A 16,008-nucleotide genomic window follows, 5' to 3' on the forward strand; every position below is an offset into this window, starting at 1 on the left:
GGCGGATGCATTCCGGATCAGCACCCCAGCCTTGCCCAGGACCCGCGTTGCGCCGAGACGCGAACGCGGGCCGACACATGGAGACGCATCATGGCCGACCACCATCCGCTGCCGGAAGTCCACCTCGACGAGCTGCCGCAATTCCGCGCGGTCCAGCAACTGGCGTACCGCTGCGTCGAAACCGTCGGCGCGATGCTCTACCCCGGCATCACCGAGAAGGAAGCCGCGCGCCTCCTGACCGAATGGCTGCAGGACAACGGCGTGCACGACTGGCTGCACAAGCCGTTCGCGTGGTTCGGCGACCGCACCGCGTTCGAAGGCTTCTCGGGCCTCAAGCACATGGGCGGCTTCAATCTCGCGTTCTTTCCGAGCAACCGGCAACTCGAAACCGACATGCCGGTGATCCTCGACGTCGCACCGGTGCTCGACGGCATCGTCGCCGACGTCGGCTACGCGCACTGCCTGGGCCACAACCCGATCCTCGAGCAGTTGCAGGACGACCTGATGGACCATCGCGACATGATCGTGCGGCTCGTGAAGGAGCGCCGGTCGATGGCGGAAGTCGCGCAGGAAGTCGACGCGCTGTGCCGCCGCCAGGGCGTCGAGCCGCGCCACAAGGCCTATCCGTTCAAGGTGCTCGCGCATCGCGTCGCGAAGATCCACAAGCTGTCGAAGCCGCGCTTCGTCGCGCGCTTCGGGCTGAACGCGACGCGCAACCTGCTGCTCGACCAGGGCCGCGCGGCGAAGCAGCAAGGCTGGTCGCCGCTGTGGTCGATCGACCGCCGCTCCGAGCATGCGCCCGTGCCGGGCCTGTGGGCCGTCGAGCCGCATCTCGGCTTCGCCGGCGTCGGCGCGAAATTCGAGGAACTGCTGGTGATCACCGACGACGACGCGTACTGGCTCGACGAGGACCTGCCGCACGTGCGCCGCTGGCAGCGCCGCCAGGCCGGACGCGCGCAGGCGGCGTCGACCGTGCCGGCCGCCGCCTGACGCGCCCCTTCCTCACGACTCCCTGAACGACGGACTCACGATGCAGCCTCTTTCCGACGAAGCGCCGCTGGCCCTGTTCGAATCGGTTCACAACGAAACGGCGGTCGCCTCCGGCGACCTGACGCTCGCGGTCCGGACCTGGGGCGACCCGGCCCGCTCGCCGGTCGTGCTGGTGCACGGTTATCCCGACGACAGCAGCGTCTGGCAGCACGTCGCGCCGCTGCTCGCGCGCCGGCACTACGTGATCGCGTACGACGTGCGCGGCGCGGGCCTGTCCGGCGTGCCGACGCGCACGGCCGACTACCATCTCGCGAAGCTGACCGACGATTTCGTCGCGGTGATCGATGCGCTCTGCCCCGGCCGCGCCGTGCACCTCGTCGCACACGACTGGGGCTCGATCCAGGGCTGGGAATTCGTCACCGATCCGCGCCTGGCCGGTCGCATCGCGTCGTACACGTCGTGCTCGGGGCCGTGCCTCGACCACGTCGGCTTCTGGCTGCGCGAACGCGTGCTGCGGCCGACGCCCGCGTCGCTCGCCAAGCTCGGCGGCCAGCTCATGCGCTCGTGGTACGTGTACCTGTTCCACCTGCCGTTCCTCCCCGAACTCGGCTGGCGGCTGTGGCTCGGCCGCGCGTGGCCGGGCCTGCTGCGCCGGCTCGAGAAAACGCCCGCCGCGCCGCGCCCGACGCAGGCCGACGACGGCGCGCGCGGCGTGCGCCTGTATCGCGCGAACTTCATCCGCTGCCTGTTCGCGCCGCGCGAACGCTACGCACACGCACCGGTGCAGACGATCGTGCCGCTCGGCGACAAGTACGTGAGCCCCGCGCTGTCCGAAAACCTGTCGCGCTGGGTGCCGCAGTACTACCGCCGCGAAGTCGCGGCCGGTCACTGGCTGCCGCTCGCCGATCCCGCGCGCTTCGCGGATCTCGCCGGGCAATTGATCGACGCGGTCGAATCCGGCAACGAACCGCCCGCGCTCGCGAACGCGCGCCGCCGCGCCACCAGCGGGCGCTTCAGCGGCAAGGTCGCGGTCGTCACCGGCGCGGGCAGCGGCATCGGCCGCTGCGCGGCGCTGGCCTTCGCACGCGAGGGCGCGACCGTCGTCGCATGCGACATCGATCTCGCGAGCGCCGAGCGCACCGCGCTGCTGATCGGGCTGACCGGCGCGCAGGCCCACGCGAAACGCGTCGACGTCGGGTCCGCCGACGAGATGGAAGCGCTCGCGGCCTGGGTCGGCAGCGAACTCGGCGGCGCGGACGTCGTGATCAACAACGCGGGCATCGGCATGGCCGGCGGCATCCTCGACACGAGCGCGCGGCACTGGGAGCGGATCCTGCACGTGAACCTGTGGGGCGTGATCCACGGCTCGCGGCTGTTCGCGCAGCAGATGGCCGCGCGCGGCACCGGCGGGCATATCGTCAATACCGCATCGGCAGCCGCATTCGGCCCGTCGCGGGACCTGCCCGCCTATGCGACGACCAAGGCCGCGGTGCTGATGCTCAGCGAATGCATGCGCGCGGAACTTGCGGAGAAAGGCATCGGCGTGACGGCCGTGTGCCCCGGTTTCGCGGAGACGGGAATCATGGCGTCGACGCACTATGCGGGCGCCAACGCGCAGGACGAAGCGCGGCTGCGCAAGCGCGCGACGAAGCTGTACCAGATGCGCGGCCTGAAACCGGAAACCGTCGCGCAGGCGATGGTCGACGGCGTGCTGCGCAACCGCCCCGTCGTCGCGGTCGGCGGCGAAGCGCACGCGCTGCGCTTCGTCGGCCGCTTCATGCCGTGGCTCGGCCGGATGATCGCCCGCGTCAGCATGGCATCGCATTGACGGCGCACGACGCCGCACAGGGAGACAACATGACCGATACCGCCGACTATCACAAGATCAAGGCCCGGCACGTGAAGTTCGACTTCAGCGACACGCCGGTCACGTGGGTGCCGAACGATCCGGGCAGCACGCACATCATCAACACGCTGAACCTGCTGTTCCCGGAAGGCGAGCTGTGGTTCTGCCGCGTGTACAACAAGGCGCTGCCGCTGATCACCGATGCACGCCTGCGCGACGAAGCCGAAGGCTTCCTGCGGCAGGAAGCCGTGCATTCGCGCTCGCACGGCGGCGTGCTGAAGCACTACTACGACCGCCACGGCATCGACACGAAGCCGTTCACGCAGAAGCTCAACCGTTTGTTCACGCGCGTGCTGGGCGAAGCCCCGTTCGGGCTGAAGATCGGCCATACGCGCTTCTGGCTGCGGCAGCAACTGGCCGTGATCGCGTCGCTCGAGCATTTCTTCGGCTATCTCGGCAACTGGGTGCTCAACGCGCACGGACTCGACGAAGGCCGCGCCGACCCGACGATGGTCGACCTGCTGCGCTGGCACGGCGCCGAGGAAGTCGAGCACCGCACCGTCGCGTTCGACATCTACCGGCATATGGGCGGCACCTATCCGGAGCGGTGCGTGCACATGGCGTTCGTGATCCTGCTGCTGCTCTACTACATCACGACCGGCGCGAAATTCATGTACCGGCGCGATCCGGACGCCGGCCGCTACCCGGGCTTCGTGCTCGCGTGGTGGCAGGGTTCGCGGCGCGGGCACCTGCCGTCGTTCTGGAAGGTGATCGGCGCGGCGCTGCGCTATTTCAAGCCGGGCTATACGCCGCATCACGAAGGTTCGACCGAGCAGGCGCTCGCGTACCTCGCCCGCTCGCCGGCCGCGCAGGCGGCCGCGCACGGCGGCAACTGGGGCACGACGAAAGGCGCGTGACCGGGTTTTCGGCCGGCCCGGCAGGCGGCGCCCGCCGAAATGCGTACAATCGCGGCTTCATTTCCCGGAGGTGCCGCGATGGCCATGAAGAAAACCGATCTCGAAAAGAACAAGGCGCTCAAACTGACGCACGCGATGAAGCAGTCGAGCTCCGCGCGTTTCGGCAAGGGCGCCGACGAAGCGGCCAAGCTGGACCGCCGCGCGCAGCGCAAGCTCGACCAGGAACAGGGCCTCGTGCCGTTCGCGTGCAAGCTCAACGCCGCGCTCGTCGAACAGCTGAAGGCACGCGCGGCCACGCACCCGGAAGGGATGACGGGCCTGCTGTCGGAACTGCTCGTGAACGGCCTCGCGCAACGCGACGCGTAACCGCCACGTATCTCGAAATTGCCGTTGACACGGCAGCGCGGCCACGACACACTCGTTCGCATGCCTATGCTCAAGCCCGTCGCCATCGCGCATGAAAACCGAGTGAACGCCCATACGCGGCGATCACCGGAGGCGCTTGTGCGTTAGCATCGAAATTCAGTCACGCATGTCACGAGGCCTCGCCGGAAACGGATGAGGCCTTTTTGTTTGGGTGCGCGTCATCCCGCCCGGCTCAACGGATGGAGATGACGATGGACCACGCAAGCCGGCTGGTTGTCTGCCCCGATCGGTGCCGCGCCGATACGATCGCATTGCCGAGCATCGAGCTGCATTTCATGGTCGCGCCCGGCAAGACGCTCACGTGGCGCGCGCAGCACGACGCCGAGATTCGCGTACACGACGCAACGCTGTGGATCACGCGGCTCGGCCGCATCGACGACTACCGGCTGCGCACCGGCGACGTGCTGCGCGTACGGCGCGGTGACCGCATCTGGATCGGCACCGGCGACACCCAGCCCGCCGAAGCGTCGATCGCGACCGTGTACGTGATGCGGCGCGATACGTCGCTGGGGCGGGCGATCGCACGGATGCGCGACATGCTGGGCAGACGAGGTCGAAGAACGCGCGAGTGACGCATCCTGTATCGCCCGCGCATATCCCGAAAATAGTCGTTGACAACGCCGCGCGCCGACAACAAAATCGTTCGCATGCCTACGTTCAAGCTCATCGCCATCACGATGCATTGCCCGGTGAACATTCGAAAGAATGGATCACGGGAGGCGCTTGTGCGTTAGCAATCGGGCAGTACCGCATGTCACACAAGGCCTCGCCGGAAACGGATGAGGCCTTTTTGTTCTGGTGCACGTCATCCGTCCGGCTCACTGAATGGAGAAGACGATGGACCAGGCAAGCCCGCTGTTTGAACGCCGCGATCGGCGCCACGCCGGCACGATCGCATTACCGACCGTCGTGATCCGTTTCGCGGTCGCGCCACGCACGACGATGACCTGGCGCGCGCCGCAGGATGCGGAGATCCGCGCGCACGGCGCGGCGCTGTGGATCACGCGGCCGCCGAGCGTCGACGATCACTGGGTGCGGCCCGGCGAGGTGCTGCGTATCGCGCGCGGCGAGCGCATCTGGCTCGGCACCGATGCCGACCGGTCGGCCGAAGCGACGATCACGACCGCGTACGTGCGGCGCGGCGAGCGCGTCAAGCGCATGCTCGCGCAAGTGCAACGTTTGCTCGTCGGGATAGGGAGAAGGAGCGGATGAGCGACGTGCCGTGTCGCACGCGTCACGCGCGCGACACGCGGAGCGGCCGCGACCGGAAACGGACGCACCCGCGGCGCAACGCGCCGCAGGTGCGCATCGAAGGACGCGGCACGCCGGTGCATGCCGCGAGCGATCGCGCGCCGTGCGCAGCGACGGGATGCAGCAAAGGCATCAGGTGCTGGCGGCGAGACGCGGGCCCGTGCTTCGTGGAGTGGAATCGAGGTCGGGACGTTGCGCGGCCTGCGAGGTCACCCACGGATCGATGCCCTGCTTCTGCACCTCTTCGAGGAATGACACACGCGTGCGCCAGTAATCCGCCTGTAATTTCGCATCGATGACGCGCTGTTCGGCTGCGAACAGTTCCATGCGCGCCGTCACGAGCATCGACGCAGCGGTTTTTTCCGGCGTGGGGGCGTGTCGCATCGCCCAGCGGCTGATCCAGTTCAACATGCTGACCTCCGTGATTACGGACGAACCCGCATCGGGCAATCGCAACCGGCCGTGCCTGCCCAAACGCGCAACGGCCTTGACCGCCATTCACCGCCTGGCCTGCACGGACTGCGACTCCCCCGCGTCGGCAATGACCGGCCGGCGTGTGCATGCGCGGTGTATCTATCGTAGAAAGACTTGCCGGTTTACGCGATGGGGTCTTGCAATCTTTTACACAGAAACCACAGTCGCCCCCGCATCGCGAAATGACTGTTGCGCACGGGACGGCTTCGGCGCAGGATAGCCCGATACCTGCAACTGCCTGGACTGACGAATGGCCGCCGCACGCCGCGGCCGCGCATCCGCATCGGCCGCGCACGCGCGTTCGCGCGCACCGCCGCCTGCACCGCGTTCGTGCAGCATGCGGGCGCTCCGTTTCAGTCGCATGTCATCGCGCACCGGCCGCGTGCGATGCCGCCGGCGTGCCGTTGCGCACGCATCGGCCCGTCTCGCCTGCCTGCGCCGCGCCGCTTTCCGCCGCTTCCCGTCGTTTCCACCGCTCCCGCCGTTTCAGCCATTTCTGCCGGCCCTCACCGCGCGAACCGGTAAAATGCGCGCCTTCGTCGCGCGGGCGGGCTGCCAGACCGTTCGCGCGCAGGCAACCGATCGTGCCCCCAACTATATCGTCCGAGCTATCCACGCTATTACAATCCGCCGATAGCCGGACAATAGTGGCTGGTTACAGTTAGCCGGCCGCGCGCTGCCTTTACAACAATTCGGCACAACAATCAACACGACAACCCGACCGGAGAAACGCCTTCATGGAATCCATCAAGCGGTATTTCGGCTTCGCTGAAGCCGGCACCGACTTCCGCACCGAAATACTCGCGGGCGTCACCACGTTCCTGACGATGGCCTACATCATCTTCGTCAACCCCGCGATCCTCGGCGACGCCGGCATGCCGAAGGAATCCGTGTTCGTCGCGACCTGCCTCGTCGCGGCGCTGGCGTCGATCATCATGGGGCTGTACGCGAACTACCCGATCGCCTGCGCGCCCGGCATGGGCCTGAACGCGTATTTCGCGTACACGGTCGTCAAGGGGATGGGTTTCACGTGGCAGGCGGCGCTCGGCGCGGTGTTCATCTCCGGCTGCCTGTTCCTGCTCGTCACGCTGTTCCGCGTGCGCGAGGCGATCGTCAACGGCATTCCGAAATCGCTGCGAATTTCCATCACCGCCGGCATCGGCCTGTTCCTCGGCATCATCTCGCTGAAGACGTCGGGTGTGATCGTCGGCAACCCGGCCACGCTCGTCACGCTCGGCGACCTGCACAAGCACGAGACGATCCTCGCGATCGTCGGCTTCTTCACGATCGTCACGCTCGACCACCTGCGCGTGCGCGGCGCGATCCTGATCGGCATCATCGGCGTGACGATCCTGTCGTTCTTCTTCGCCGGCAACCAGTTCCACGGCGTGTTCTCCGCGCCGCCGTCGATCGACGCGACGCTGTTCAAGCTCGACATCGGCGCCGCGCTGTCGACCGGCATCATCAACGTGATCCTCGTGTTCTTCCTCGTCGAGCTGTTCGACGCGACGGGCACGCTGATGGGCGTCGCGAATCGCGCGGGCCTGCTCGTCGAAGGCAAGATGAACCGCCTGAACAAGGCGCTGCTCGCCGACAGCACGGCGATCGTCGCGGGCTCGGTGCTCGGCACGTCGTCGACCACCGCGTACATCGAAAGCGCGTCGGGCGTGCAGGCCGGCGGCCGCACCGGCGTGACGGCGATCACCGTCGCGGTGCTGTTCCTCGCGTGCCTGTTCATCGCGCCGCTCGCCGGCGTCGTGCCGGCCTACGCAACGGCGCCCGCGCTGCTGTACGTGTCGTGCCTGATGCTGCGCGAGATGGTCGAGGTGCCGTGGGACGACGCGACGGAAGCCGTGCCGGCCGCGCTGACCGCGCTGCTGATGCCGTTCACGTATTCGATCGCGAACGGCGTCGCGTTCGGCTTCATCGCGTACGGCGGCCTCAAGCTGCTGACGGGCCAGGGCCGCACGGTCAAGCCGATCGTCTGGATCATCGCGGCCGTGTTCCTGTTCCGCTTCTTCTATCTCGGCAGCGAGTAAGCGAAGCGCATCGCCGCGCCGCACGATGCAACGAAAAAACGCCACCTTCGGGTGGCGTTTTCGTTTTCGCACGATTCATCCGCGATCCTGACGAATCGACGCGCACGCCCCTATCGATGGTCGACCATCCCGCCCGGCCCGCATACGAAAATGCCGCCCGGCCCCACCGAACGGCATTGCGTGAAAGGCAACGTCTTCGTGCGCCGCGCTCGGTCGCGCGCGCCGCCGGACGAGCGTCGTGTCGTCAGCGCCAGTTGGCCTCGTAGAAACGCACGTAGCCGCTGCGCAGCGTCACGCACTGCGCGCGCGTTTCCGACAGCAGGCGCCGTGCGGCCGCCTCGATGCGCTCGCGGTGCTGGTCGAATGCGCCGACCATGTCCTCGAAGCGCGGCGACGCCGCACCGAAGTGGTCTTCCAGCGCCTCGGCGGTGATCTGACATTGGACGCGCTCGCCATTGACCAGTGCCGTGAACCCCAGCATCAGGTCACGCCCCGAATACTCAGGCTTCTCGTTCGTGAAATGGATCTGCATGGGCGCCGCCTCGACCGGTAGAAAACGAATGACCGCGTCCGTCGTCCGCTACCGGCCGGACGAAATGTACGCGGGCTCGCCGGCGGAGGCCCCGACCGCGGGGTGTGGCGCGGTCGATGCATGCCGGTTGAATTCCACTTTAGACGGTTTCGCGCGGGACACAAAAATTTCGGTGTGCGTCGTTCCGACGCGCATTTCGTCTGATCTGCGCGGCATCCGGCACCGTTTCAGCAACGGACGTCAGTGCGGATCGGTCGGCCAGATGTTGAGCGCGATCGCGGCGGTCGTGACGCCCACCGCAATCGCGGCCGCCCCGTATCTCACCGCATCGGTCAGATCGAACAGCAATCCGTGGATCGCCACGGCAATGCCGCCCAGCATGATGAAAGTGGCGATGGCCGCCAGCACGACTCTCAGTTCCGCCCGAACCATGATGCGTCTCCCGAACGGATGCATGTCGCGTCGCATGCATGTTGCACTGCGGAACACGGCGCGTGCGTGTTCCATTTCCATCATTGCAGGCGGGCGCTTAAAAGCAAGGGGATTTTGTTCGCGGTCGCGCATCGCACGTGGCGCTTGTATGATGATGCGTACCCGGACGGTCGGCCGTCGCGCCGAATGGTGCACCGCGAGCGGAGCCGCACTCCGCCGCCGATTCCGATCCGGTCGGCCCCGGCGGCCCCGGGAACAGGAGACACATCATGCCGCAACCCTTCGTGCTGCCCGCCACCGCGGGGCGTACCGACCTGCTCGCGCAGGCGCATGCGCGTTCGACCGCGGTCGGCCTGCGCGCGCACGAACGCCCCGATTTCTCGCCGCTGTCGCGCGTCGCGCTGCGCGAACTGCTCGACACGAACCACACGCTGTTCTCGCACGCCCGCCCGGTGATGGAGGACCTCCACGCGCAGATCGCCGAGACGCAAAGCCTCGTGCTGCTGACCGATGCCGACGGCGTGATCCTGCACAGCATCGGCGACGCGGACTTCATCGAGAAAGCGAACCGCGTCGCGTTGTGCAACGGCGTGTCGTGGGCCGAAGGCGCGCGCGGCACCAACGCGATCGGCACCGCGCTCGCGTCGGGCCAGGCCGTGGTCGTGCACGGCTCCGAACATTTCCTGCGCGCGAACCACATCCTCACCTGCGCATGCGCGCCGATCGTCGATCCGTTCGGCCGCACGCTCGGCACGCTCGACGTGAGCGGCGACCCGCGCAGCTCCAGCCCGCATACGCTCGCGCTGGTGCGAATGTCCGCGCAACTGATCGAGAACCACCTGTTCGCGAACCAGTGCGGCGAAGCGCTGCGGCTGCGCTTTCACGCGCACGAGGATTGCGTCGATTCGCTGTTCGCCGGGCTCGTCGCCTTCGGCCCCGACGGCGGGCTGATCGCCGCGAACCGCAGCGCCCAGTTCCAGCTCGGCGCGTCGTTCGACGCACTGCAGCATCAGGCGAGCGACGCATTGTTCGGCATGCGCTTCGCCCAGCTCGCGCAGCAGGCCGCGCGCGCGCCGGGCGCCACGTTCCGCCTCGCGCTGTCGACCGGCGTGCGCGTGCTCGCCCGCTGCGAATTCCCGGAAGCGCAGAAAACGACCGTCGCGGTCACGCCGCCGGCGCCGGCCGCGCGCGTGCGAGCACCGGACCCGGACGCGATCACGTTCGCGACGCTCGACACCGGCGACGCGCGCATGGCCGCCGTACTCGAACGCGTCGCGAAGATCCGCGGGCGCGACCTGCCGCTGCTGATCCTCGGCCAGACGGGCACCGGCAAGGAATGGCTCGCCCGCGCGCTGCACCAGGCGTCGCCGCGCGCGGACGGTCCGTTCGTCGCGGTCAACTGCGCGGCGCTGCCCGATTCGCTGATCGAGGCCGAGCTGTTCGGCTACGAAGACGGCGCGTTCACGGGCGCACGCAAGCGCGGCAGCCCCGGCAAGATCGCGCAGGCCGACGGCGGCACGCTGTTTCTCGATGAAATCGGCGACATGCCGCTCGCGCAGCAGGTGCGGCTGATGCGCGTGCTGCAGGAGCGCGCGGTGATGCCGCTCGGCGGCGCACGCGCGGTGCCGGTCGACGTGCGGGTGGTCTGCGCGACCCACCGCGACCTGCGCGCGATGATCGCGGAAGGCACGTTCCGCGAGGATCTGTTCTACCGGATCAACGGGCTCGCGGTCACGCTGCCGGCGCTTGCCGCCCGCACCGACCTGCCGGCGCTCGTCGAGCGCATCCTCGCGCGGCTCGCGCGCAGCGAGCCGATGCCGCGCCGTCTCGCGGCCGACGTGCTCGATGCGTTTGCGCGCCATCGCTGGCCCGGCAACCTGCGGCAGATGACCAACGTGCTGCGCACGGCCGGCATGCTCGCCGAAGACGAAGCCGAAATCACGCTCGCGCATTTGCCCGACGATTTCTGGCTCGACTGCGACGATGCGCCGGCTGGGCCAGCGGCGGCCACCCCGGCCCCATCGGCCGGCAAGCACGAAGGCACGACGCTGCAAAGCCACCAGGCCGCGATGATCGACGCGGTGCTCGCGCGGCACGGCGGCAACGTGTCGGCGGCCGCGCGCGAACTCGGCCTCGCCCGCAATACCGTGTACCGGTATCTGCGGCGGCACTGATGCACACGGCCGGCGGCCGGCGCGTTCGGGTATGCTTGGCGCGTTGCCGCCGAACCGCCGCCCGCTTCAGTCATGACCGATCCAGAACACCCGCCCGTCGTGCGCATCGAGCCGCTCGGCGCCACCTTCGACGCGCCCGATGCGCTGACCGTGCTCGAAGCCGCCGCATTCGCGCGCGTATCGCTGCCGCGCTCGTGCCGCAACGGCACGTGCCGAAGCTGCCTTTGCCGGATCGTCAGCGGCAGCGTACGCTACACGATCGAATGGCCGGGGCTCTCCCGCGAGGAAAAGGCCGACGGCTATACGCTGCCGTGCGTGGCCGTCGCGACGTCGGACCTCGTGCTCGACGTGCCCGACGCGGTCATGCTCGACTAGACGCGGCGCGCGACCGCGCGCGTCGTCCTGCAACGCTCGATCCTGCATGGAGAACGTGATGGTCCAGCCAACCGATCGCATCGAAAAACAGACGCTGCTCGCCGCATCGCCCGACCGCGTCTGGGCAGCCGTGAGCAATTCCGGCGAATTCGGCCAGTGGTTCGGCGTGTCGTTCGACGGCCCGTTCGAGGCCGGCCAGTCGCTGTTCGGCCGCATCACCCCCACCCGCGTCGACGACGACGTCGCCAAGGCGCAGGAGCCCTATGCGGGCACTGTGTTCGAAATCGTCGTCGACCGTATCGAACCCAAGCAACTGTTCTCGTTTCGCTGGCATCCGTTCGCGATCGATCCGAATGTCGATTACGCGTCCGAGCCGATGACGCTCGTCACGTTCACGCTCGCGGCGCAGGCGGGCGGCACGCTGCTCACCGTCACCGAAACGGGCTTCGACCAGTTGATCGAAGCGCGTCGCGCGACCGCGCGCGACATGAACGACCAGGGCTGGGCCGCGCAGATGACGCTGATCGCAAAGTATCTGGCGCTGCACGCGTAGCGCGCCGCTACGCCGCACGTCCGCGCCGACCGGCGCATCGACGTGCGTGGCATAATCGGCGGCATCGTCGTCCACCCGCCGCCGCGCATCGCATGCTGAGTCGTCGTCTCCGGAAGATCGGCAGTCTGATCGGGATGCTCGCCATCCTGATGACGGCGCTCGCGCCGACGATCTCGCAGGCGCTGACCACGCAAGGGCGCGTCGACGCGCTGCTGGCCGGCTACTGTTCGTCCGCGCCGGCCGCCGGCACGCCGTCCGCCGATGCGGCGACGAAAAGCCTGCAGGCCCATCTCCAGGCATGCGGCTACTGCAGCCTGCTTGCCCATACCCCCGCGCTGCCCGCGCCCGAACTGACGTTCGCGGCTCACGTGCACGCAATCGAGCATCGCGCGGCCACCCGCTTCGAAAGCCTGCGCCGCGCGCTACCGCTCACGTCCGCGCGACCGCGCGCCCCACCGTTCACGTCCTGATCCGTCGTCATTGCGCGTGATGCCGTCGTGCATCGCGCCGTCCGCGCACGCCGCCGGCGTGCGCGACGTGTCACGTTTCGAAGGACGATCATGTCTCACCCTGCTGCGCACGGCGTCGTGCCGGGCATGTGGTTGGCCGCCGCCGGTTCGAGTTGCCGCGCCCGCATTCGCCCGCATGCGAATGCCCGGCCGCGCAGGTCCGCGCCGACCGGCGTCGGCATCGATGCCGCTCCGCGCAGCCGTCCGTCGAATCCGTTTTTTCATCCGATTCGTCATTCGCTCATCCAGCCATGAAAACCACCCTTTTCGTTCGCGGCGCACTCGCCGCACTCGGCTTCGTCGTCATCCAGGCCGCCCACGCGCATGCGCTCCCGAAAACGCAGGACCCGGCTCCCGACGCCACGCTGTCCACCGCGCCGCACGCGGTCACGATCGATTTCGGCGAGGCGCTCGAGCCGGCGTTCAGCTCGATCGCCGTGACCGACAGCCAAGGGCAATCGGTCGTCGACGGGAAATCGGCCGTCGACGCCGGCAACCGGAAGCGAATGCACGTCCCACTCGCGAACCTGAAGCCCGGCACCTACACGGTCGCGTGGATCGCGGTGGCCAGCGACGGCCATCGCACGCACGGCCGCTACACGTTCACGCTGAAGTAACGCATGGCACGCACGCGGTGCGCATCGGCGCTTCGTGCCGAGCGCATTCGCATCGATGCCCGCGGCATCGCACCCAATAAGGAGAACACATGATGAAACGCCCGATTCCGACCGGCCTGCTCATGGCACTGACGCTGCACGCCACCGCCACGTTCGCCGCGCCGGCCATCCAGGCCGATGCGTGCTGGATCCGTACGATGCCGGCGACGGTGCCGTCGTCCGGCTACTTCACGCTGAAGAACCACGGCGACGCGCCCGCGACGCTGACCGGTATCGACACGCCCGCCTACGGGATGGCGATGGTGCATGAAACGCAGACGAGCGGCAGCACCGCGAAGATGGTGCACGTCGATTCGGTCGTCGTGCCGGCGCACGGCGCGGTGACGTTCAAGCCGAAAAGCTATCACGTGATGCTGGAGGAGCCGCGCCAGGCCGTCGCGCCCGGCGCGAAGGTGCCGTTCCGGCTGCACTTCGCGGACGGCTCGACCGTGTCCGTGACCTGCGACGCGAAGGCGCCGACCTACGCCGGCCAGTAACGCCGCCCGCCTCACGATCGAAGGAGACGTACATGAAAGACCGCCTGCCGCTGGCCGACCTGATCGTTCGCTACCGGACGCCGCTGAATGTCGCGGTACTGATCGTCTGCGGGTTGTGGGCCGCATGGATCGCGTGGATGACGCGGCCTGCCGCCATCGATACACCGCCGTCGATTCCCGCGTACTGCATGCGCGACGCGCGCTGACACGCCGGACGGCACGGTTCCGGCGGCGGCCCGCGCCATTATTGGCGTGACATCATCGCGTCATCCCGACCGCCGGAACCGCCTCTCGGAGCGCCGCATGTCCATTCAGACCTGGATGCTGTTTGCCGCCGCCTATCTCGCGACGACGCTGTCGCCGGGGCCCAACGTGCTGCTCGTGATCCGCAACACGGTGCGCTACGGCGCGCACGGCACCGCGGCGACGATCGCCGGCAACCTCGTCGCGCAGGGTGTGATCGTGCTGCTGGTCGCGCTCGGCGTCGACGCGGTGCTGGCCGCGATGCCGCCGCTGTTCGTCGCGATGAAGGTGATTGGCGCCGCGTACCTGATGGTCCTGGGTGTCCGGCAGTTGCGCGGCGACCGCAAGGCCGCCGCATCGAGCGGCCCAACGGAGATCGCCGTGCCCGATCGCCGCAAGCTGTTCCGCGAAGCGCTGTTCGTATCGGGCAGCAATCCGAAGACGATGATCTTCCTGTCCGCGTTCATGCCGCAGTTCGTCGTGCACGACCGGCCGCTCGCGCTGCAGTTCGTCGTGATGTACGCGACGATCGCGTGCACGGTCGTGGTCGTTCACAGCGTCTATTCGGCCGGCGTGCGCCGCCTGCATCGCGGCTTCGGCATGAGCCGCGCGGTACGCGCGCTCAAGCGCGCGAGCGGGCTGCTGTTCGTCGGGCTCGGCATCAAGCTGCTGAGTGCACGGCAGGCATGAGTCGGCCCCATCCGTTCAGCGCATGCGCTCGGCCAGCGCGGCCGTGATCTCGTCGAACGACGGCCGCGCATCGACGTCCTCGTTCACACAGGCCGCCGCCAGCGCATCGAGCGCGTCGGCGTGCGATCCACAGCGCTCGAGCAATTCGCCGAGCAGATAGCCGAACGCGCGCACTTCGAGCCGCTCGAACCGGGCGCCCCATATACGCGCGTTCGGGTCGTACAGCGACGCCGCGCCGAAATCCCCGAGCAACGCGCCGCCTGCACCGTCGTGCAGGATGTTGTGCGCATACAGGTCGCCATGCATGATGCCACGCGCGTGCAGATGACCGGCGACCGACGCGATGCCGTGCGCGATTCGCACCGCTTGCGCCGGATCGAACCTCGCATCGGCGGCGTAGACGTCGCGCGTGCAGGACGCGAAGCTCGGCGGCCCGGCGAGGTTCGTCAGCGCCGGATCGACCAACGCCATCACCAGGCCGTGCGTGCCGTCCGGATGCCCGCGCACCTTGCCGATCACGGGGATCAGGTTTGGGTGACCGCCGGCATGCAGGCACGCGGCCATTTCGCAATCGGGCAGGCCGTCGCTCGTCACCGCGCCCTTGAACAGCTTGACCGCGACCGTGCGCGGCGGATGGCCGTCCGCGCGCCACTGCGCACGGTAAATGACGCCCGACGCGCCCTCGCCCAGCTTCTGTTCGCATGACAGCGCCGCCCAGTCGATCTCCGCGACGTCCGGTTCCGCGGACGCCGCAGCCTCCGGCACCGCGCCGAGCGGATTGCCGGCAACGGCGAGCCATGCGAGACGCGGCAGGCGCAGCAGCCAGTCGGGCAACGCCTCCAGCCGGTTCGCGGACAGGCGCACCAGTTCCAGCGCGCGGCACGCGGCCAGTTCCGCAGGCAGCGCGCGCAGCTGGTTGCCGGCGAGCATCAGCTTCTGCAACCGCGCACAGTCGCCGATGTCGGCCGGCAGTTCGTCGATCGCGTTGTCGGTCAGGATCAGCCAGCGCAGCGCACGCGGCAGCGCGCCGCGCGGCACGGTGCGGATCCGGTTCGCCTTGAAGCCGATCATGTCGAGCTGCTCGCACGCGCCGAGCACGCCAGGGAAAGCGGTGAAGCGGTTGCCCGACGCGAACAGGATGCGCAGGCGATGCAGCCGCGGCAGATCGTCCGGCAGCGCGGACAGCGCATTACCGGTCAGGTCGAGCACTTCGAGCGTGTCGGCCAGATCGAAGATCTCGCGCGGAAATTCGGTCAGCCCGCACGCGAGCTTGAGTTGCCGCGCGCCCGCCAGTTGGCCGGCCTGCAGGTGTTCGAGGGTGTGGGTCACGGGAAGAAAACGGGTGGCGGTTGCGTTGATCGTCGGGTCGATCGGACGAATTCTACCGGGATCGATCGGGTGCCC

At 68.3% G+C, this 16,008-nt stretch carries 21 protein-coding genes; 15 read left to right on the forward strand and 6 right to left on the reverse strand.

The window, feature by feature from the left end; all coding sequences use genetic code 11:
- Nucleotides 1-90 precede the first annotated feature (90 nt).
- The 6 genes from KU887_RS22695 (at nucleotide 91) to KU887_RS22720 (ending at nucleotide 5,391) form a co-directional block, all read left to right on the forward strand.
- A complete protein-coding gene (locus KU887_RS22695; protein ID WP_006486262.1) occupies nucleotides 91-990 on the forward strand; it encodes a M24 family metallopeptidase in 900 nt (299 codons plus the stop codon).
- 40 nt (nucleotides 991-1,030) lie between these two features.
- Nucleotides 1,031-2,818 carry an SDR family oxidoreductase gene (locus tag KU887_RS22700; protein WP_080322437.1) on the forward strand — a complete coding sequence of 596 codons (1,788 nt, stop codon included), beginning with the start codon at nucleotides 1,031-1,033 and terminating at the stop codon, nucleotides 2,816-2,818.
- Between the two features lie 29 nt (nucleotides 2,819-2,847).
- A complete protein-coding gene (locus KU887_RS22705) occupies nucleotides 2,848-3,753 on the forward strand; it encodes a metal-dependent hydrolase (protein ID WP_012493501.1) in 906 nt (301 codons plus the stop codon).
- 78 nt (nucleotides 3,754-3,831) lie between these two features.
- Nucleotides 3,832-4,119 carry a hypothetical protein gene (locus tag KU887_RS22710; RefSeq protein WP_006486730.1) on the forward strand — a complete coding sequence of 96 codons (288 nt, stop codon included), beginning with the start codon at nucleotides 3,832-3,834 and terminating at the stop codon, nucleotides 4,117-4,119.
- A gap of 251 nt (nucleotides 4,120-4,370) precedes the next feature.
- The gene (locus KU887_RS22715; RefSeq protein ID WP_258258219.1) at nucleotides 4,371-4,751 is read left to right on the forward strand and encodes a DUF2917 domain-containing protein; all 381 of its coding nucleotides are present in this window, start codon (nucleotides 4,371-4,373) and stop codon (nucleotides 4,749-4,751) included.
- Nucleotides 4,752-5,016: 265 nt separating this feature from the next.
- Complete coding sequence (locus tag KU887_RS22720; protein ID WP_006493550.1) at nucleotides 5,017-5,391, forward strand: DUF2917 domain-containing protein; 375 nt, start codon at nucleotides 5,017-5,019, stop codon at nucleotides 5,389-5,391.
- Between the two features lie 171 nt (nucleotides 5,392-5,562).
- Here KU887_RS22720 and KU887_RS22725 read toward each other — a convergent pair whose 3' ends face one another.
- The 3 genes from KU887_RS22725 to KU887_RS22735 form a co-directional block, all read right to left on the reverse strand.
- Nucleotides 5,563-5,841, reverse strand: a complete 279-nt coding sequence (locus KU887_RS22725) for a hypothetical protein (RefSeq protein WP_006480752.1) — start codon at nucleotides 5,839-5,841, stop codon at nucleotides 5,563-5,565.
- Nucleotides 5,842-6,051: 210 nt separating this feature from the next.
- Nucleotides 6,052-6,243, reverse strand: a complete 192-nt coding sequence (locus tag KU887_RS22730; protein WP_111442342.1) for a hypothetical protein — start codon at nucleotides 6,241-6,243, stop codon at nucleotides 6,052-6,054.
- 25 nt (nucleotides 6,244-6,268) lie between these two features.
- The gene (locus KU887_RS22735) at nucleotides 6,269-6,520 is read right to left on the reverse strand and encodes a hypothetical protein (protein WP_080484045.1); all 252 of its coding nucleotides are present in this window, start codon (nucleotides 6,518-6,520) and stop codon (nucleotides 6,269-6,271) included.
- A gap of 121 nt (nucleotides 6,521-6,641) precedes the next feature.
- Between KU887_RS22735 and KU887_RS22740 the strand changes: the two genes are divergently transcribed.
- Nucleotides 6,642-7,943, forward strand: a complete 1,302-nt coding sequence (locus KU887_RS22740; RefSeq protein WP_006480751.1) for an NCS2 family permease — start codon at nucleotides 6,642-6,644, stop codon at nucleotides 7,941-7,943.
- 244 nt (nucleotides 7,944-8,187) lie between these two features.
- On the opposite strand, the gene KU887_RS22745 is transcribed toward KU887_RS22740, so the two are convergent.
- Complete coding sequence (locus KU887_RS22745; protein WP_006486743.1) at nucleotides 8,188-8,475, reverse strand: DUF1488 domain-containing protein; 288 nt, start codon at nucleotides 8,473-8,475, stop codon at nucleotides 8,188-8,190.
- Between the two features lie 240 nt (nucleotides 8,476-8,715).
- Nucleotides 8,716-8,991 (reverse strand): DUF2964 family protein, encoded by a 276-nt coding sequence (locus KU887_RS34615; protein ID WP_006498826.1) that lies wholly within the window; start codon nucleotides 8,989-8,991, stop codon nucleotides 8,716-8,718.
- Between the two features lie 185 nt (nucleotides 8,992-9,176).
- On the opposite strand from KU887_RS34615, the gene KU887_RS22755 reads away from it, so the two are divergent.
- The 8 genes from KU887_RS22755 to KU887_RS22790 all read left to right on the forward strand — a co-directional run bounded on the left by KU887_RS22755 (nucleotide 9,177) and on the right by KU887_RS22790 (nucleotide 14,604).
- Nucleotides 9,177-11,081, forward strand: a complete 1,905-nt coding sequence (locus tag KU887_RS22755) for a sigma-54-dependent Fis family transcriptional regulator (protein ID WP_258258250.1) — start codon at nucleotides 9,177-9,179, stop codon at nucleotides 11,079-11,081.
- Nucleotides 11,082-11,153: 72 nt separating this feature from the next.
- A complete protein-coding gene (locus tag KU887_RS22760; protein ID WP_006486753.1) occupies nucleotides 11,154-11,456 on the forward strand; it encodes a 2Fe-2S iron-sulfur cluster-binding protein in 303 nt (100 codons plus the stop codon).
- Nucleotides 11,457-11,514: 58 nt separating this feature from the next.
- Nucleotides 11,515-12,009: an SRPBCC family protein gene (locus tag KU887_RS22765; protein ID WP_012493504.1), complete on the forward strand. Its 495-nt coding sequence runs from the start codon at nucleotides 11,515-11,517 to the stop codon at nucleotides 12,007-12,009.
- Nucleotides 12,010-12,101: 92 nt separating this feature from the next.
- Nucleotides 12,102-12,479, forward strand: coding sequence for a DUF2946 domain-containing protein (locus KU887_RS22770; RefSeq protein WP_258258255.1), 378 nt, complete (start codon nucleotides 12,102-12,104; stop codon nucleotides 12,477-12,479).
- 290 nt (nucleotides 12,480-12,769) lie between these two features.
- Nucleotides 12,770-13,135: a copper resistance protein CopC gene (locus KU887_RS22775; RefSeq protein WP_006486759.1), complete on the forward strand. Its 366-nt coding sequence runs from the start codon at nucleotides 12,770-12,772 to the stop codon at nucleotides 13,133-13,135.
- 92 nt (nucleotides 13,136-13,227) lie between these two features.
- Complete coding sequence (locus KU887_RS22780; protein WP_043206152.1) at nucleotides 13,228-13,671, forward strand: copper chaperone PCu(A)C; 444 nt, start codon at nucleotides 13,228-13,230, stop codon at nucleotides 13,669-13,671.
- 32 nt (nucleotides 13,672-13,703) lie between these two features.
- Entirely contained in the window at nucleotides 13,704-13,877 is a 174-nt protein-coding gene (locus KU887_RS22785) for a hypothetical protein (RefSeq protein WP_006486739.1), read from the forward strand.
- Nucleotides 13,878-13,974: 97 nt separating this feature from the next.
- On the forward strand, nucleotides 13,975-14,604 hold the full coding sequence (locus tag KU887_RS22790) for a LysE family translocator (protein WP_034202027.1): 630 nt from the start codon (nucleotides 13,975-13,977) through the stop codon (nucleotides 14,602-14,604).
- Between the two features lie 15 nt (nucleotides 14,605-14,619).
- Here KU887_RS22790 and KU887_RS22795 read toward each other — a convergent pair whose 3' ends face one another.
- Nucleotides 14,620-15,933 (reverse strand): leucine-rich repeat-containing protein kinase family protein, encoded by a 1,314-nt coding sequence (locus tag KU887_RS22795; RefSeq protein ID WP_258258257.1) that lies wholly within the window; start codon nucleotides 15,931-15,933, stop codon nucleotides 14,620-14,622.
- Nucleotides 15,934-16,008 lie beyond the last annotated feature (75 nt).

This window comes from Burkholderia sp. EMB26 (assembly GCF_024730645.1).
GTDB classification, from domain to species: Bacteria; Pseudomonadota; Gammaproteobacteria; order Burkholderiales; family Burkholderiaceae; genus Burkholderia; species Burkholderia cenocepacia.

Excerpts from the sequence above, each read along its gene's own strand:
- KU887_RS22790 (WP_034202027.1), top strand. The coding sequence starts at position 13,975 with ATGTCCATTCAGACCTGGATGCTGTTTGCCGCCGCCTATCTCGCGACG.
- KU887_RS22710 (WP_006486730.1), top strand. The coding sequence starts at position 3,832 with ATGGCCATGAAGAAAACCGATCTCGAAAAGAACAAGGCGCTCAAACTG.
- KU887_RS22720 (WP_006493550.1), top strand. The coding sequence starts at position 5,017 with ATGGACCAGGCAAGCCCGCTGTTTGAACGCCGCGATCGGCGCCACGCC.
- KU887_RS22715 (WP_258258219.1), top strand. The coding sequence starts at position 4,371 with ATGGACCACGCAAGCCGGCTGGTTGTCTGCCCCGATCGGTGCCGCGCC.
- KU887_RS34615 (WP_006498826.1), bottom strand. The coding sequence starts at position 8,991 with ATGATGGAAATGGAACACGCACGCGCCGTGTTCCGCAGTGCAACATGC.
- KU887_RS22740 (WP_006480751.1), top strand. The coding sequence starts at position 6,642 with ATGGAATCCATCAAGCGGTATTTCGGCTTCGCTGAAGCCGGCACCGAC.
- KU887_RS22705 (WP_012493501.1), top strand. The coding sequence starts at position 2,848 with ATGACCGATACCGCCGACTATCACAAGATCAAGGCCCGGCACGTGAAG.
- KU887_RS22775 (WP_006486759.1), top strand. The coding sequence starts at position 12,770 with ATGAAAACCACCCTTTTCGTTCGCGGCGCACTCGCCGCACTCGGCTTC.
- KU887_RS22785 (WP_006486739.1), top strand. The coding sequence starts at position 13,704 with ATGAAAGACCGCCTGCCGCTGGCCGACCTGATCGTTCGCTACCGGACG.
- KU887_RS22770 (WP_258258255.1), top strand. The coding sequence starts at position 12,102 with ATGCTGAGTCGTCGTCTCCGGAAGATCGGCAGTCTGATCGGGATGCTC.
- KU887_RS22745 (WP_006486743.1), bottom strand. The coding sequence starts at position 8,475 with ATGCAGATCCATTTCACGAACGAGAAGCCTGAGTATTCGGGGCGTGAC.
- KU887_RS22730 (WP_111442342.1), bottom strand. The coding sequence starts at position 6,243 with ATGCTGCACGAACGCGGTGCAGGCGGCGGTGCGCGCGAACGCGCGTGC.
- KU887_RS22700 (WP_080322437.1), top strand. The coding sequence starts at position 1,031 with ATGCAGCCTCTTTCCGACGAAGCGCCGCTGGCCCTGTTCGAATCGGTT.
- KU887_RS22725 (WP_006480752.1), bottom strand. The coding sequence starts at position 5,841 with ATGTTGAACTGGATCAGCCGCTGGGCGATGCGACACGCCCCCACGCCG.
- KU887_RS22765 (WP_012493504.1), top strand. The coding sequence starts at position 11,515 with ATGGTCCAGCCAACCGATCGCATCGAAAAACAGACGCTGCTCGCCGCA.
- KU887_RS22780 (WP_043206152.1), top strand. The coding sequence starts at position 13,228 with ATGAAACGCCCGATTCCGACCGGCCTGCTCATGGCACTGACGCTGCAC.
- KU887_RS22695 (WP_006486262.1), top strand. The coding sequence starts at position 91 with ATGGCCGACCACCATCCGCTGCCGGAAGTCCACCTCGACGAGCTGCCG.
- KU887_RS22760 (WP_006486753.1), top strand. The coding sequence starts at position 11,154 with ATGACCGATCCAGAACACCCGCCCGTCGTGCGCATCGAGCCGCTCGGC.
- KU887_RS22755 (WP_258258250.1), top strand. The coding sequence starts at position 9,177 with ATGCCGCAACCCTTCGTGCTGCCCGCCACCGCGGGGCGTACCGACCTG.